Origin of the sequence: Phenylobacterium sp. VNQ135 (genome assembly GCF_049445735.1) — a bacterium.
Classification (GTDB): Bacteria; Pseudomonadota; Alphaproteobacteria; order Caulobacterales; family Caulobacteraceae; genus Phenylobacterium.
This window is the reverse complement of sequence record NZ_JBMSDS010000003.1, coordinates 509,799-523,742: the sequence shown is the minus strand read 5'-3', so window position 1 is coordinate 523,742 and position 13,944 is coordinate 509,799. Positions and strand designations below refer to the sequence as shown.

15 protein-coding genes are annotated in these 13,944 nt (G+C 69.3%); 6 read left to right on the top strand and 9 right to left on the bottom strand.

The window, feature by feature from the left end; all coding sequences use genetic code 11:
- The first annotated feature begins 81 nt into the window (after positions 1-81).
- The 6 genes from parE to ACO2Q0_RS13690 all read left to right on the top strand — a co-directional run bounded on the left by parE (position 82) and on the right by ACO2Q0_RS13690 (position 6,611).
- Positions 82-2,136, top strand: a complete 2,055-nt coding sequence (gene parE, locus ACO2Q0_RS13715; protein WP_423352064.1) for a DNA topoisomerase IV subunit B — start codon at positions 82-84, stop codon at positions 2,134-2,136.
- Positions 2,137-2,186: 50 nt separating this feature from the next.
- Positions 2,187-2,672, top strand: a complete 486-nt coding sequence (locus ACO2Q0_RS13710) for a hypothetical protein (protein WP_423352063.1) — start codon at positions 2,187-2,189, stop codon at positions 2,670-2,672.
- 38 nt (positions 2,673-2,710) lie between these two features.
- On the top strand, positions 2,711-2,884 hold the full coding sequence (locus tag ACO2Q0_RS13705) for a hypothetical protein (protein ID WP_423352062.1): 174 nt from the start codon (positions 2,711-2,713) through the stop codon (positions 2,882-2,884).
- A 146-nt stretch (positions 2,885-3,030) separates the two neighbouring features.
- Positions 3,031-4,599 (top strand): DEAD/DEAH box helicase, encoded by a 1,569-nt coding sequence (locus tag ACO2Q0_RS13700; protein ID WP_423352061.1) that lies wholly within the window; start codon positions 3,031-3,033, stop codon positions 4,597-4,599.
- 95 nt (positions 4,600-4,694) lie between these two features.
- Complete coding sequence (locus ACO2Q0_RS13695; protein WP_423352060.1) at positions 4,695-5,735, top strand: diguanylate cyclase; 1,041 nt, start codon at positions 4,695-4,697, stop codon at positions 5,733-5,735.
- Between the two features lie 75 nt (positions 5,736-5,810).
- Positions 5,811-6,611, top strand: a complete 801-nt coding sequence (locus ACO2Q0_RS13690; protein ID WP_423352059.1) for an enoyl-CoA hydratase/isomerase — start codon at positions 5,811-5,813, stop codon at positions 6,609-6,611.
- Positions 6,612-6,632: 21 nt separating this feature from the next.
- On the opposite strand, the gene ACO2Q0_RS13685 is transcribed toward ACO2Q0_RS13690, so the two are convergent.
- Genes ACO2Q0_RS13685 through ACO2Q0_RS13645 form a run of 9 tightly spaced genes read right to left on the bottom strand, consistent with a single transcriptional unit; the run spans position 6,633 to position 13,839 of the window.
- Complete coding sequence (locus tag ACO2Q0_RS13685; RefSeq protein ID WP_423352058.1) at positions 6,633-7,028, bottom strand: HesB/IscA family protein; 396 nt, start codon at positions 7,026-7,028, stop codon at positions 6,633-6,635.
- Positions 7,028-7,390, bottom strand: a complete 363-nt coding sequence (locus tag ACO2Q0_RS13680; RefSeq protein ID WP_423352057.1) for an SUF system Fe-S cluster assembly protein — start codon at positions 7,388-7,390, stop codon at positions 7,028-7,030. Before ACO2Q0_RS13680 ends, ACO2Q0_RS13685 begins: the two co-directional genes overlap by 1 nt.
- Positions 7,391-7,400: 10 nt before the next feature.
- The gene (locus ACO2Q0_RS13675; RefSeq protein WP_423352056.1) at positions 7,401-8,615 is read right to left on the bottom strand and encodes a cysteine desulfurase; all 1,215 of its coding nucleotides are present in this window, start codon (positions 8,613-8,615) and stop codon (positions 7,401-7,403) included.
- Entirely contained in the window at positions 8,615-9,640 is a 1,026-nt protein-coding gene (gene sufD, locus ACO2Q0_RS13670) for a Fe-S cluster assembly protein SufD (RefSeq protein ID WP_423352055.1), read from the bottom strand. The genes ACO2Q0_RS13675 and sufD overlap by 1 nt, the downstream gene beginning before the upstream one ends.
- Positions 9,637-10,383, bottom strand: a complete 747-nt coding sequence (gene sufC, locus ACO2Q0_RS13665) for a Fe-S cluster assembly ATPase SufC (RefSeq protein WP_423352054.1) — start codon at positions 10,381-10,383, stop codon at positions 9,637-9,639. The genes sufD and sufC overlap by 4 nt, the downstream gene beginning before the upstream one ends.
- Before the next feature lie 3 nt (positions 10,384-10,386).
- The gene (locus tag ACO2Q0_RS13660; RefSeq protein ID WP_423352053.1) at positions 10,387-10,794 is read right to left on the bottom strand and encodes a hypothetical protein; all 408 of its coding nucleotides are present in this window, start codon (positions 10,792-10,794) and stop codon (positions 10,387-10,389) included.
- Positions 10,794-12,263 carry a Fe-S cluster assembly protein SufB gene (sufB, locus tag ACO2Q0_RS13655; RefSeq protein WP_423352052.1) on the bottom strand — a complete coding sequence of 490 codons (1,470 nt, stop codon included), beginning with the start codon at positions 12,261-12,263 and terminating at the stop codon, positions 10,794-10,796. Before sufB ends, ACO2Q0_RS13660 begins: the two co-directional genes overlap by 1 nt.
- On the bottom strand, positions 12,263-13,405 hold the full coding sequence (locus ACO2Q0_RS13650; RefSeq protein ID WP_423352051.1) for a cysteine desulfurase family protein: 1,143 nt from the start codon (positions 13,403-13,405) through the stop codon (positions 12,263-12,265). The genes sufB and ACO2Q0_RS13650 overlap by 1 nt, the downstream gene beginning before the upstream one ends.
- The gene (locus ACO2Q0_RS13645) at positions 13,402-13,839 is read right to left on the bottom strand and encodes an Rrf2 family transcriptional regulator (RefSeq protein WP_423352050.1); all 438 of its coding nucleotides are present in this window, start codon (positions 13,837-13,839) and stop codon (positions 13,402-13,404) included. Before ACO2Q0_RS13645 ends, ACO2Q0_RS13650 begins: the two co-directional genes overlap by 4 nt.
- Positions 13,840-13,944: the final 105 nt, after the last annotated feature.

The following is a 13,944-nucleotide window of genomic DNA, read 5'->3' as shown; positions in this document are numbered from 1 at the left end:
AGGTCGCAAGCGGCCTGCATTGATCTGACCTCCCCGGGCGGCCATACGGGAGCGATCCAGAATCGCCCCAAACTCGGCCCCATGTCCCCAAAGACCGCCCAAGCCTCCCTGTTCGATGACGCCCTCAATCCGGCGCCGGCTTCGCCGTTGGCGGAGACGCACGAGCCGCGGCCCGATCCCGCCGTCGTCGGAGCCAAGCCCACGACCGGCTACTCGGCCAAGGACATCGAGGTCCTCGAGGGCCTGGAGCCGGTCCGCAAGCGGCCGGGCATGTACATCGGCGGCACCGACGAGCGGGCGCTGCACCACCTGTTCGCCGAAGTCCTCGACAACGCCATGGACGAGGCCGTCGCCGGCCACGCCAAGATTATCGAGGTGACCTTGGACGCCGAGGGCGCCCTCACCGTCCGCGACGACGGCCGCGGCATTCCCGTGGACCCGCATCCGAAGCATCCGGGCAAGTCGGCGCTCGAAGTGATCATGACCGTCCTGCACTCGGGCGGGAAGTTCTCGGGCAAGGCCTACGAGACCTCCGGCGGCCTGCACGGCGTGGGCGTCTCGGTGGTGAACGCCCTGTCGGAGCGGGTCGAGGTCACCGCCTACAAGGACGGGTTCGAGTGGCGTCAGGCCTTCACACGCGGGAAGCCGCTGGGCCCGATCGAGCAGATCGGCCCCACGCGGAAGAAGGGCACGGCGATCACGTTCCTGCCCGACCCGGTCATCTTCGGCGACGGCGCGGCGTTCAAGCCGGCCCGGCTCTACCGGATGGCCCGCTCCAAGGCCTACCTGTTCGGCGGCGTGGAGATCCGCTGGAAGTGCGATCCAGCCCGCATCCACGACCAGACCCCGGCCGAGGCGGTGTTCCGTTTCCCGAACGGCCTGGCCGACTTCCTGGCCGAGCGGATCAAGGGCCTGGAGACCGTCACGCCCGAGCCCTTCACCGGCCGCTACGAGCGCCCCGGCGAGGCCGGCAAGGTCGAATGGGCGGTGGCCTGGACCCCCGCGGGCTTCGGCGAGGCCGACAGCTTCATCCAGTCGTACTGCAACACCGTGCCCACGCCCGAGGGCGGCACGCACGAGAGCGGCTTCCGCGCCGCCCTCACCCGCGGCCTCAAGCAGTACGCCGAGCTGGTGGGCGAGAAGCGCGGCGGCATCATCACCGCCGATGACGTCGTCGCCCAGGCGGGCAGCCTGGTCAGCGTCTTCATCCGCGACCCCGAGTTCCAGGGCCAGACTAAGGAGAAGCTGTCGTCCACCGAGGCCCAGCGCCTGGTGGAAAAGGCCCTCGCCGATCCCTTCGACCACTGGCTGACCGCACAGCCCAAAGCCGCGAGCGCGCTCCTCCAGTTCGTCGTCGAGCGCGCCGAGGAGCGCCTGAAGCGCCGCAGGGACAAGGAAGTCGCCCGCGCCTCCGCGACCCGCAAGCTGCGGCTGCCCGGCAAGCTCGCCGATTGCGCCGGCAACGCCATCGACGGCGCCGAGCTGTTCCTGGTCGAAGGCGACTCGGCGGGCGGCTCGGCCAAGCAGGCCCGGGACCGGAAGAACCAGGCCATCCTGCCCCTGCGCGGCAAGATCCTGAACGTCGCCTCGGCCTCCACCGACAAGTTCGGCGGCAACAAGGAGTTGTCGGACCTGCTGCTGGCCCTGGGCGTCCAGCCAGGATCGAAGTTCAAGGAAGAAGAGCTGCGCTACGAGCGCATCATCATCATGACGGACGCCGACGTCGACGGCGCCCACATCGCGAGCCTGCTGATCACCTTCTTCTTCCGGACCATGCCGGACCTGATCCGCTCGGGCCGACTCTACCTGGCGCTGCCGCCGCTGTACCGCCTCAGCCACGGCGGCAAGGCGGTCTACGCCAAGGACGACGCCCACCGCGACGAGCTGCTGGCCACCGAGTTCAAGGGCAAGAAGCCCGAGATCAGCCGGTTCAAGGGCCTGGGCGAGATGATGCCCAGCCAGCTCAAGGAAACCACCATGGACCCCAAGACGCGGACGCTCGCCCGCGTCGTGCTCCCGCGCGCCGAGGAGACCGTGGAGGACCTGGTGGAGGCGCTGATGGGCCGCAAGCCCGAGCTGCGCTTCCGTTTCATCCAGGAGAACGCAGAGTTCGCCGCCGCCGACCTCGACATCTAGGAACACGGCAGAGCCTGCGCCCGTTAGTCCGGCGATACGAGGAGCCGGACATGTCGAAGTCGAAGAAGAAGTCGGCCAAGGGCGGCGGCGCCCTGCCCAAGCGGATCGCCGGCGTGAAGGTGCCCAAGGCCGTCCGAAAAGGGCGCTTCGCCGAACTGCTGGCCTCCAGGCAGGGTCAGCACCTGATCGCCGAGGCGATCCTAGGCGCGGGCGCGCTCGCCGCGGGCATGAAGGCCAAGGACGATCCCAAGGTCCGCCGCATGGCCGGAAATGCCAAGGACAGCGTGGTACAGGCCGGCGGCGACACGGCCGGCGCGCTCGGCGGGGCCAGCACGACGCTGGCTTTCGCCCTGGCCGAAGCCGCCCGCGCCTTCGCCGAGGCGCTGCGCAGCGGCGGCCCGTCCGAGCCGCGCAGCTTCAGGCCCGACGACGCCGAGGCCGAAGCCTGGACGCCGGACTACGGCGCGCCCGAGCATGCCGCCGAAGGGAAACCGCGGAAAAAACAGCCCACGGCCCCGAACGCGCAACCGCTCTGACGTTCGCTGGGCCGAGCTCCCACGGGGCGACGCACTGGATGCCGACGACTGACCGGCCGGGCCTGCTCGACCGGCTCGGGGCCTTCGGCGCGCGCCGCGCGCTGGCCTTCGCGGAGTGGCGCGCACGGCGGGAAATCCAGGCCGAACTGCGCCGTCCGCGGGCCCAGAGTTACCGCGCCTTCATCCAGGTGAATCTGATCCGCGGGCGCTGAGCCCTTGCGGCTGATGGACCTGCAGGCCCGCCTACGCGTTGACTTAGGCGGACCTCTCCGTATGTTCCGCGCGCGCAGCGATGTCCGCCCGCGCCGCCGCGTGCGCCTGCCTGTTGTCCGGGCGAGCGCCGCACCACCGGTAACTGATGACCGAATTTTCCGATCTTGGCCTCTCGCCCGCGACCCTGACCGCCGTCGCCGAGACGGGCTACACCACCGCGACTCCCATCCAGGCCCAGGCCATTCCGGTCGCCCTGCAGGGCCGAGACGTGCTGGGCATCGCCCAGACCGGAACCGGCAAGACAGCCGCCTTCACCCTGCCGATGATCGACCGCCTCGCGGCCGGCCGCGCCAAGGCGCGCATGCCCCGCGCGCTGGTCATCGCCCCCACCCGCGAACTCGCCGACCAGGTCTCGGCCTCGTTCGAGAAGTACGCCAAGGGCCAGAAGCTCTCGTGGGCGCTGCTGATCGGCGGCGTGTCCTTTAAGGACCAGGAGCAGAAGCTGGACCGCGGCGTCGACGTGCTGATCGCCACGCCTGGCCGCCTGCTCGACCACTTCGAACGCGGCAAGCTGCTCATGACCGGCGTCCAGATCATGGTGGTCGACGAAGCCGACCGCATGCTGGACATGGGCTTCATCCCGGACCTGGAGCGCATCTTCAAGATGACGCCGCCGGGCAAGCAGACGCTGTTCTTCTCGGCGACCATGCCGCCCGAGATCACGCGCCTCACCAAGCAGTTCCTGAAGGACCCGGTGCGCATCGAGGTGGCCCGCCCCGCCACCACCGCCGAGACGATCGCCCAGCACCTCGTGCCGATTCCGACGACCGACCCCAAGGCCAAGCGCACCGCGCTGCGCGAGCTGATCGCCCGGTCGGAGATCAACAACGGCATCGTCTTCTGCAACCGCAAGTCGGAAGTCGACATCGTCGCCAAGTCGCTGAAGAAGCACGGCCTCGACGCCGCCGCCATCCACGGCGACCTCGATCAGGCGACGCGGATGCGCACGCTGGAGAGCTTCCGCAACGGCGGCCTGAAGCTGCTGGTCGCCTCCGACGTCGCCGCGCGCGGCCTGGACATCCCGGCCGTCAGCCACGTCTTCAACTTCGACGTCCCGCACCACGCCGACGACTACGTGCACCGCATCGGCCGTACCGGCCGCGCCGGTCGGACCGGCGAGGCGTTCATGATCACCACGCCGGCCGACGCCAAGAACCTCGACAAGGTCCTGAAGCTGATCGGCAAGACGCCCGACACCGTCACGCTCGACCTCGATTGGGCGAACATCAAGGACGAGCCCCGCGCCGGCCGCGGCGAAAAGCGTGAGCGCGGCGGCCGCGAGCGCAGTCGCGAACGCCGGCCCCGTGAGGACCGCGCGCCCCGCGAAGAGGTCCAGGTCGAAGCGCCCGTCCCCGCTCCCGTTCAGGACGAGGCCCCCCGTCCTAAGCGCGCCCGCAGCGAGCGGCCCGAGCGCGAGGCCCACACCACCCGGGCCGAGCGCGCGGAGCGCCCTGAACGCAGCGCACGCCCGGCGCCGGAGGAACGGCCCGAGCGGGCGGATCGCCGCGACCGCAACGACCGGCCGGGCCGCTCCGAGCGGGGCGAGCGGGGCCGTCGGGGCGAACGTGAGGACGGCGACCGCGTGGTTGGCTTCGGCGACGACGTGCCTGCCTTCCTGATGCGGCCGACGACTCCGCGCTCCACCGACGGCTGAGCCGCATCCCGGCGTTTTAACCCGACGTTTCCGGCTCCGGACCTACGATCGCCGCAGCCGTGGCGCCTGGCGCTGCGGGAACTGAAGGCGCGGCCATGTCCACCGATGTCGAGACGTCACTGAGAGGCCCGAAGGCCTACGAGATCGCCCGCAAGGCGATCCAGGCCATGGAAGCGAACCAGGTCTGGCCGACCGCGCTGAACTTCGAACTCTGGGTCCACTACGTCGCCGCCGCCGACCAGGCGCTGACGGCGGAGATCGACAGCCGTATCGACAGCAAGGAGCCGTTCACGGAAGCGGTCGGCGAACAGCTCGCCGCCCAGTTCCTGCCCAAAGCCAAGCTGAACGGCGAGATCCTGGAAGCCGGGCAGACCCTGTCCAAGGAACTGGACAGCGTCTCCCGCGCCATTGAGTCGGCCCGCGAGAGTTCCGAGGCCTATGGCCAGCAACTGGCCAACGCCAGCGAGTCGCTCGATGGGCAGGACGCCCAGGCCATCAAGTCGATGGTCGAGAACCTGACCGTCGCCACCCGCAAGGTGCGCGAGGAGAACTACGCCCTCGAAACCCAGCTCCACGACACCACGGCCGAGCTCGGCCGTCTGCGCGAACACCTGGAGCAGGTGCGCCTGGACGCCATGACCGACGCGCTGTCGGGGCTGGCGAACCGCAAGGCGTTCGACGAGGCGCTGGAGCGCGCCTGCCACGCCGACGGCGGCGTCACCCTCGCCGTGATCGATATCGACCACTTCAAGAGCTTCAACGACACCTGGGGTCACCAGACCGGAGATCAGGTGATCCGCTACGTGGCCAGCGTCATCGGCCGCAACAGCCCCTCCCCGCGCGTCTCCGCCCGCTACGGCGGCGAGGAATTTGCGGTCATCTTCCCCGGTGAGACCGCCCGGTCCGCCCTCTCCGTCCTGGAAGCCGTGCGCGAGGAGGTCTCCTCACGCATCCTCAAGCGGCGCTCCACGAACGAGGACCTGGGCGCGATCACCATCTCCGCCGGCATCGCGGAACGGAAGGCGGGCGAAGGTCCTGCCAGCCTGATCGAACGCGCCGACGCGGCGCTCTATGCGTCCAAGCGCGGCGGCCGCAACCGCACCTCCTGCGCCGACCCGATCGCCGCGGCAGCCTGACGGATACGTTTTCCCTTGGCTGACGCCGGGGTATCTTCCCTCCAATCGGTCAAACGAGCCGAAAGGGAGGACGCCATGGACGGCGCACAAGCGACGAGCAAGGTGAAGACGCAGGTCGAGGCCGGCGTCGGCGTGATCACCCTTTCCGACCCGTCCACGCTCAATGCCGCGGGCATGGAGCTGATGGCCGACCTCGTGAACGCTTTCCAGGCCATGGTCGACGATGAGGCCGTGCGCGCCATTGTCATCACCGGCGAGGGCCGTGGCTTCTGCTCGGGCGCCAACCTCTCGGGCGGCCCGAACCGCGTCGCCGACTCGGGCAAGGGTCCGAACCAGGCCCTGCTGAAGACCTACAATCCCTTCGTCACCCAGGTCCGCCGCTCGCCCAAGCCGGTGGTGGCCGCGGTGAACGGCGTGGCGGCCGGGGTCGGCGTCTCCCTCGCCCTGGCGTGCGATCTCGCCGTCGCGGGCGAGAGCGCCTATTTCCTGCTGGCTTTCCGTCGCATCGGCCTGGTGCCCGACGGCGGCGCCACCTGGCTGCTGCCGCGGCTCGTGGGCAAGGCGCGCGCCATGGAGCTGATGCTGCTGGGCGAGAAGCTGCCTGCGAAGACCGCTGCGGAGTGGGGCCTGATCAACAGGTGCGTGCCGGACGTCGAGGTGATGGACGCCGCCATGACCTACGCCAAGGCCTTGGCGGACGGCCCCGCCTCGCTCGGGATGACGCGCAACCTCGTCTGGGACGCTCTCGACGCGCCCTGGCACCTTCAGCTGGAGGCCGAGGCCTATGCGCAGGGCGACGCGGGCCGTACGGAAGACGCCCGAGAAGGCGTGCTGGCCTTCGTTCAGAAGCGGCCCGCCGCCTTCAAGGGGCGCTGACGCCCCGGCCCGGTCGTTACGCTAATCCAGCTTCGCCGGCTGGATGGTGACGCTCTCGCCGCAGCCGCAGGCGTCGGTCTCGTTCGGGTTGTGGAACACGAACTTGGCCGACAGCTTGGTGACCTCGTAGTCGATCTCCGAGCCGATCAGGAACAGCACGGCCTTGGGCTCGACCAGGATGGTGACGCCCTTGTCCTCGACCACTTCGTCCATCGGATCGGCCTGTTCGGCGTACTCCAGCACGTACTCCTGGCCGGCGCAGCCGCCGTTCTTCACCCCGACGCGAAGGCCGGCGTAAGGCTTCTCGGCCTTGGCCATGATCTCGCGCACGCGCTCGGCGGCCCGCTCGGTGAGCGTGACGACCTTGGGACGCGGACGCCGCTGGCGCGGCTGGGGGGTGAACTCGAGGTTATCCATCAGAACATGTTGAGTTGCAGCTTGGCCTCGTCGCTCATGCGCGACGGATCCCACGGCGGATCGAAGACCAGCTCGACCTTGCAGGAGCGGATCTCCGGGATCTCCTTCACCGCATCCTCGACCCAGCCCGGCATCTCGCCGGCCACCGGGCAGCCGGGCGCCGTCAGCGTCATGTCGATCAGCACGTCCTTATCGTCCGAGACGTCGACCTTGTAGATGAGGCCCAGCTCGTAGATGTCGACCGGGATCTCCGGGTCGTAAACCGTCTTCAGCTTCTCGACGAGCTGGTCAGTGAGCTGGTCCAGCTCCGCCTGTGAAAGCGGGGCCGAAGGCTGGGTCTCGATGCTGGCGCCGTCGTCCATGTCCGTACTTCTAAGCGAAGAAAGCTTGGGTCTTGGTGAGCGCGTCCACGAAGGCGTCCGCCTCTGCCTCGGTGTTATATAGGGCGAAGGAAGCCCGGGCACTCGACGTCACGCCGAAACGGCGCATCAGCGGCTCCGCGCAGTGCGTCCCCGCCCGCACCGCCACGCCGTAGCGGTCCAGGATCTGAGCCACGTCGTGGGCATGGGCGCCTTCGACGGTGAAGGACAGGATCGCGCCCTTCCCCGGCGCCTCACCTATCGTCTTCAGCCAGTTCGCCCCGGCGAGCCGCTCGCGGACCCGCTCGTAGAGCCGGTGTTCGTGTTCGGCGATGGCCACGCGGTCCTGGCGGTCCAGCCAGTCGATCGCCGCGCCGAGACCGATCGCTTCCAGGATCGGCGGCGTGCCGGCCTCGAAGCGATGCGGCGGGTCGGCGTAGGTGATCTCGTCGAAACTGACCGTCCCGATCATCTCCCCGCCGCCCTGGTAAGGCGGCAGCGCCCTCAGCAGCTCGGCCTTGCCGTACAGGATGCCGATCCCTGTCGGCCCATACAGCTTGTGGCCTGAGAAGACGTAGAAGTCCGCGTCGATGTCCTTCACGTCCACCGGCTTGTGGACGATGGCCTGGCAGCCGTCGAACAGCACCAGGGCGCCAGCCTCATGGGCCATCCGCGCCAGCGCCTTGGCGTCATTGATCGTGCCCAGCACGTTCGACATGTGGCTCAGCGCGACGACCTTCGTCTTCGGGCCGAGCAGGCTTTGGTAGTGCTCGAGGTCCAGCGCGCCCTCATCGGTGACCCGGACCCACTTCAGCACCACGCCTTGCCGTTCCCGCAGGAAGTGCCAGGGCACGATATTGGCGTGGTGCTCCATCTCGGAGATCACGACCTCGTCGCCGGCCTGCAGCTTGGCCCCGAGCCCCGCCGCCACAAGGTTCACCGCCTCGGTCCCACCCTTGGTGAAGACCACCTCGTTCTCACCGGCGTTGATGAACCGGGCGACGGCGCGCCGCGCGCCCTCGTAGGCGTCGGTCGTCTCGTTGGCCAGCGTGTGCAGCCCACGATGCACATTGGCGTAGGAGTGCTCCATCGCGCCGCTGATGGCGTCGATCACGGCCCGGGGTTTCTGCGCCGAGGCCGCGGAATCCAGATAGATCAAAGGTTTGCCGTGTACCTCCCGCTGCAGGATCGGGAACTCGGCGCGCACCGTCTCGACGTCGAACGGCATCAGCGCAGCCTCTCCGCAACCCAGGCGCGGGCGATCTCGCGCGCCGCCTCGTGCCCGATACGATCCACCACCTCGCCTACGAACGCCTCGGTCAGCATCGCCCGCGCGTCCGCTTCGGGGACGCCCCGCTGTCGGGCATAGAACAGCGCGTCTTCGTCCAGCGCGCCGACGGTGTTGCCATGCGCGCACGACACGTCGTCGGCGTAGATCTCCAGCTCGGGCTTGGCGTCCACCTCGGCGCGGTCCGAGAGGATCAGGGCGTGGTGACCCATCCGGGCGTCCGTGCGGTCGGCGCCTTCGGCCACCACGATCCGCCCCTGGAACACGCCGCGGGCCTGATCCCGCACCACGCCCTTGGTGAGCTGGTCGGTGGTCCCGTCGACGGCGGCGTGGGTGACGACGGTGGTCAGGTCGGCATGGCGCTTATCCGAAAGCAGGTAGACTCCGTCCATCCGCAGCTCGGCGTGCCCGCCGGGGTGGCCGACCTGGGTCTCCAGGCGCTGCCGGCGTGCGCCGGACGTCAGCACCGTCTGGGCAAAGGTGGCCCCGCCTTCGAGTTGCACCTGAGCCTGGCTGACCGACACCGCGTCGGCGCTGTCGGCGGCGAGCACGATGCGCTCCACCGCGGCGCCTTCGGCGACGCCGATCGTCAGGGCCGCATGGCCCAGGTAGCTCCCCTCGCCTTCATAGCTTTCCAGCAGGGTCAGCCTGCCGCCCAAGGCCACTATCACCGCGACCCGTCCCGCATGGCCGCCGTCGCCACGGGACAGCACGCGCAATGCGACGACCCGGGCGCTGCCCGGGCCCACCTCGATCCGGACGTCCTCGCCGCCATTGGCGAGGACGCGCACCTCGTCGGCCAGGGCGTCGAACGGCCCGTGCCCGAACGCGTCGGGGTCAACCGGCTGCGAGGCCGGCGGCGCCTGTCGGATCAGGCCGCGCAGATCGGTCCAGCGCCAGTCCTCGTCGCGCTTGCCGGGCAGCTCGGCGACGTCGCCGGCGCGGATGGCGGCGGCGATGCTCAAGCGGCCCTCGCGTACTTGTCGTAGCCTTCGCGCTCCAGCTCGAGCGCAAGCTCCGGCCCGCCAGAGGCCACGATCCGGCCTCCGGCCAGCACGTGGACCTTGTCGGGTTTGATGTAGTCCAGCAGCCGCTGGTAGTGGGTGATCACCAGCATCGACCGCTCGGGCGAGCGCAGGGCGTTCACCCCGTCGGCGACGATGCGGAGCGCGTCGATATCGAGGCCGGAATCCGTCTCGTCCAGGATGAGGAAGCGCGGCGAAAGCATCGCCATTTGAAGGATTTCCATCCGCTTCTTCTCACCGCCGGAGAAGCCGACGTTGAGGGCGCGCTTCAGCATCTCGAAGTCGATCTTGAGTTCGCCGGCCTTGGCGCGCGCCAGCTTCAGGAACTCGGGCGCCGAGATCTCGCCCTCTCCGCGCGCCTTGCGCTGTGCGTTCAGCGCCGTGCGGATGAAGGTCAGCGCCGGCACACCCGGGATCTCGAGCGGGTACTGGAACGACAGGAAGACGCCCTTGGCGGCCCGCTCGTCGGGCTCCAGGGCCAGCAGGTCGTCGCCGTCCAAGGTGGCCGACCCTTCGGTCACTTCGTAGCCGTCACGGCCGGTAAGCACGTACGACAGCGTCGACTTGCCGGCGCCGTTCGGCCCCATGATGGCGTGCACCTCGCCGCCCGGAACCTCAAGCGAGAGTCCCTTCAGGATCTCCTTGTCCTCGACGGCGGCGTGCAGGTTGGAAATCGACAGCATGTTCTAACGGATCTCGTCGGCGAGGAATTGGGCCATGATCCGCACGCCGTCCTCGATGGTGGCGGCGGATTCCTGCTTCCGCGGGGTTGCGGCCCCGGCGTTGGCGAAGCGCTTGTCGGCCAATGTGATGGTGGCCTCGCCGCCCTCGAAATAGGCGGCGATGCGGAAGTTGGCGTGGTCCACGGAAACCGTGTAGCGGCGCCGGTCCACCGTGAGCCCGTGGCTCTTGAGGAACTTGGCGTCGGCGTTGATGGCGTCGAACAGGGCCTCGGCCTTGGCGAGGTCCTCCTCCTGCTGCTTGCGCTCCGCCTCCTCGCGGGCGCGCCGCTCCATCTCCCGGCGCGCGTACTCGGTCTCGAACGCGTCCTTCAGGGTCACCGCCGGCTTCGGCTTCTTCGCCCGCGCTGGCATCAGCCGACGCTCCCTTCCAGGCTGATCGCCACCAGCTTTTGCGCTTCGACGGCGAACTCCATCGGGAGTTCCTGCAGCACGTCCTTCACGAAGCCGTTGACGAGCAGCTGAACCGCCTCCTCCTGGGAGAGGCCGCGCTGCCGCGCGTAGAAGAGCTGGTCTTCCGACAGCCGCGTGGTGGTCGCCTCGTGTTCGAACACCGCCTGGCCGTTGCGGGCCTCGATGTACGGCACCGTGTGCGCGGCGCAGTGCTTGCCGATCAGCAGGCTGTCGCACTGGGTGAAGTTCCGCGCGCCCTTGGCCTTCGGGTGGGCCGAGACCAGGCCGCGGTAGGTGTTGGTGCTCTTCCCGGCGCTGATGCCCTTGGAGATGATCCGTGAACGGGTGTTGGCGCCGAGGTGGATCATCTTGGTGCCGGTGTCGGCCTGCTGGCGGCCGTTGGTGATGGCGATCGAGTAGAACTCGCCGCTGCTCCCGTTCCCGCGCAGCACGCACGAGGGATACTTCCAGGTGATCGACGAGCCCGTCTCGACCTGGGTCCAAGACACCTTCGAGCGGTCGCCGCGACAGTCGGCGCGCTTGGTGACGAAGTTGTAGATGCCGCCCTTCCCAGTCTCGGGATCGCCCGGGTACCAGTTCTGGACGGTCGAGTACTTGATCTCGGCGTCGTCCAGCGCGACCAGCTCGACCACGGCGGCATGGAGCTGGTTCTCGTCTCGCATCGGGGCCGTGCAGCCCTCCAGGTACGAGACGTAGGCGCCCCTGTCGGCGATGATCAGCGTGCGTTCGAACTGCCCGGAGTTCTCGGCATTGATCCGGAAATAGGTGGAAAGCTCCATCGGGCAGCGCACGCTGGGCGGCACATAGACGAAGCTGCCGTCCGAGAAGACGGCCGAGTTCAGGCAGGCGAAGTAGTTGTCGCTGACCGGCACCACCGAGCCGAGGTACTGGCGCACCAGGTCGCCGTGCTCTCGGATCGCCTCGCTCATCGAGCAGAAGATCACGCCCGCCGCCGCCAGCTCCTTCTTGAACGTGGTGACGACGCTGACGCTGTCGAACACGGCGTCCACCGCATAGCGCGGCGCACCCTCGACGCCCGCCAGCACCTCCTGCTCGCGCAGCGGGATACCCAGCTTCTTGTAGGTCTCCAGCAGGTCCGGATCGACCTCGTCGAGGCTCTTCGGCCCGGCCTTCTGCCTCGGCGCGGCGTAGTAGTGGGCATCCTGGTAGTCGATGCGCGGGAAGCTGACCTTGGCCCAGTTGGGCTCCTCGAGCGCCAGCCAGCGCCGGAAGGCTTCCAGCCGCCACTCCAGCATCCACTCCGGCTCGTCCTTCTTCGCCGAGATGAACCGGACGATGTCCTCGTTCAGCCCCTTAGGCGCGAACTCCTGGTCGATGTCCGTGACGAAGCCGTGCTTGTACTTCTCAAGGCTCTGGACGTGCTCGACGGTCTGTTTGACGGCGGCCATTACGCGACTTCCTTCCGCCGCGCCGTGTGGCGGGCGTGGGCCTCCAACCAGACGTCCGCGAACCTGTTCCATTCGGCCTCGGTGGTCTTCCACCCGCCGCTGACGCGGATCGCGCAGCCGGCCAGGTCGCCTTGGTCCATCGCGAGCAGTACGTGACTGGCCTTCACCTTGCCCGACGAACACGCCGAGCCCGCGCTGACCATGATGCCGGCGAGGTCCAGCGCCATCACCTGCAGGTCGGACGCCCACCCCGGCGCGGCGACGTTCAGCGTCGTCGGCAGGCGTGGCGCGGCCTCGCCCATGACCACGGCCCCGGCGGCCTTCAGCCGCTCGGCCGCGGCGTCGCGCCAGGCGCCCTGGCGCGTGTTGTCCGACAGCGAGGCGCGCAGCACCTTGGCGGCGGCCCCCAGGCCCGCGATGCCCGGGATGTTCTCCGTCCCCGCGCGGCGGCCCCGCTCATGGCCTCCGCCGTGCTGGCGCCGCGTGAGGATCGCCCGCGGCCCGAACGCCAGGCCGCCCACGCCTTGCGGCGCGCCGATCTTGTGGCCCGAGAACACCAGGGTGTCGGCGCCCAGCGCGGCCATGTCGACGGGCGTCTTGCCCAGCGCCTGGATGGCGTCGACGTGCATCCAGCCGTCGGCGGCCCGGACCAGGTCGGCGGCTTCGGCGACGGGCTGGACGACGCCGGTCTCGTTGTTGGCCAGCATCAACGCCACGAACGGGCGTCCGTCGGCGGCGTCCCAGCGCGCAAGCCGCTCGCGCAGCCACTCCAGGTCCGCCACGCCGTCGCGGGTGACCGGCAGCAGCTCCACGGCGACCCCCGAGGCCTTGGCGGCCTCGATCACCGTCGCGTGCTCGATGGCCGAAACGATCAGGCGCTTCGAGCCGGCGGCCACGGCGCTGTCGAGCGCCAGGTTGTTGGCCTCGGCGCCGCCGCTGGTGAAGACGACGTTGGCGGGCGAGCCGCCGATCAGCGCGGCGATCTCTTCGCGCGCCGCCTCCATGATGGCGCGCGCCGCGCGGCCGTAGGCGTGGATCGACGAGGCGTTGCCGGTGACGTTCAGAGCGTGAACGACGGCCTCGATCGCCTCGGGCCGGACGGGCGCGGTCGCGTTGTTGTCGAGATAGACGGGCTCGCTCATGCCGCGACCTGTCCGCCGCGCAGGCGGCCCCCGATCACGTCGGCCAGGCTGACGGACGCGAGATAGTCCTCGATCTGACGGCCGAGGTCGGCCCAGAGGTCGTGCGTCAGGCAACGCTCGCCGCGGATCATGCAGCCATGCCCGGCCTTCTCGCAGCGCGTGGCGCGCAGCGGCTCGTCCACCGCATGCACGATCTCGGCGATGGTGGTCGACTCGGCGTCGCGCGCCAGCCGGTAGCCGCCGCCCGGGCCGCGTGCCGACTTCACCAGGCCCTTGCGGCGCAGTCGGGCGAACAGCTGCTCCAGATAGGACAGCGAGATCTCCTGCCGCGCGGCGATGTCGGCGAGCGCCACCGCGCGGGCGGCTTCACCCTCGCGCCGGGCGAGGTCGGCCATGGCCATGACGGCGTAGCGGCCTTTCGTGGAGAGACGCATGAGGCGGCACCGATGCAGTTTTCGCGCGCATCCGGGACGGCCTGTGCTACAAGCCGCGCCTCGCGCAGGGCTAGGAACCAGGTCGCATCCGGATGGTGGCGACTT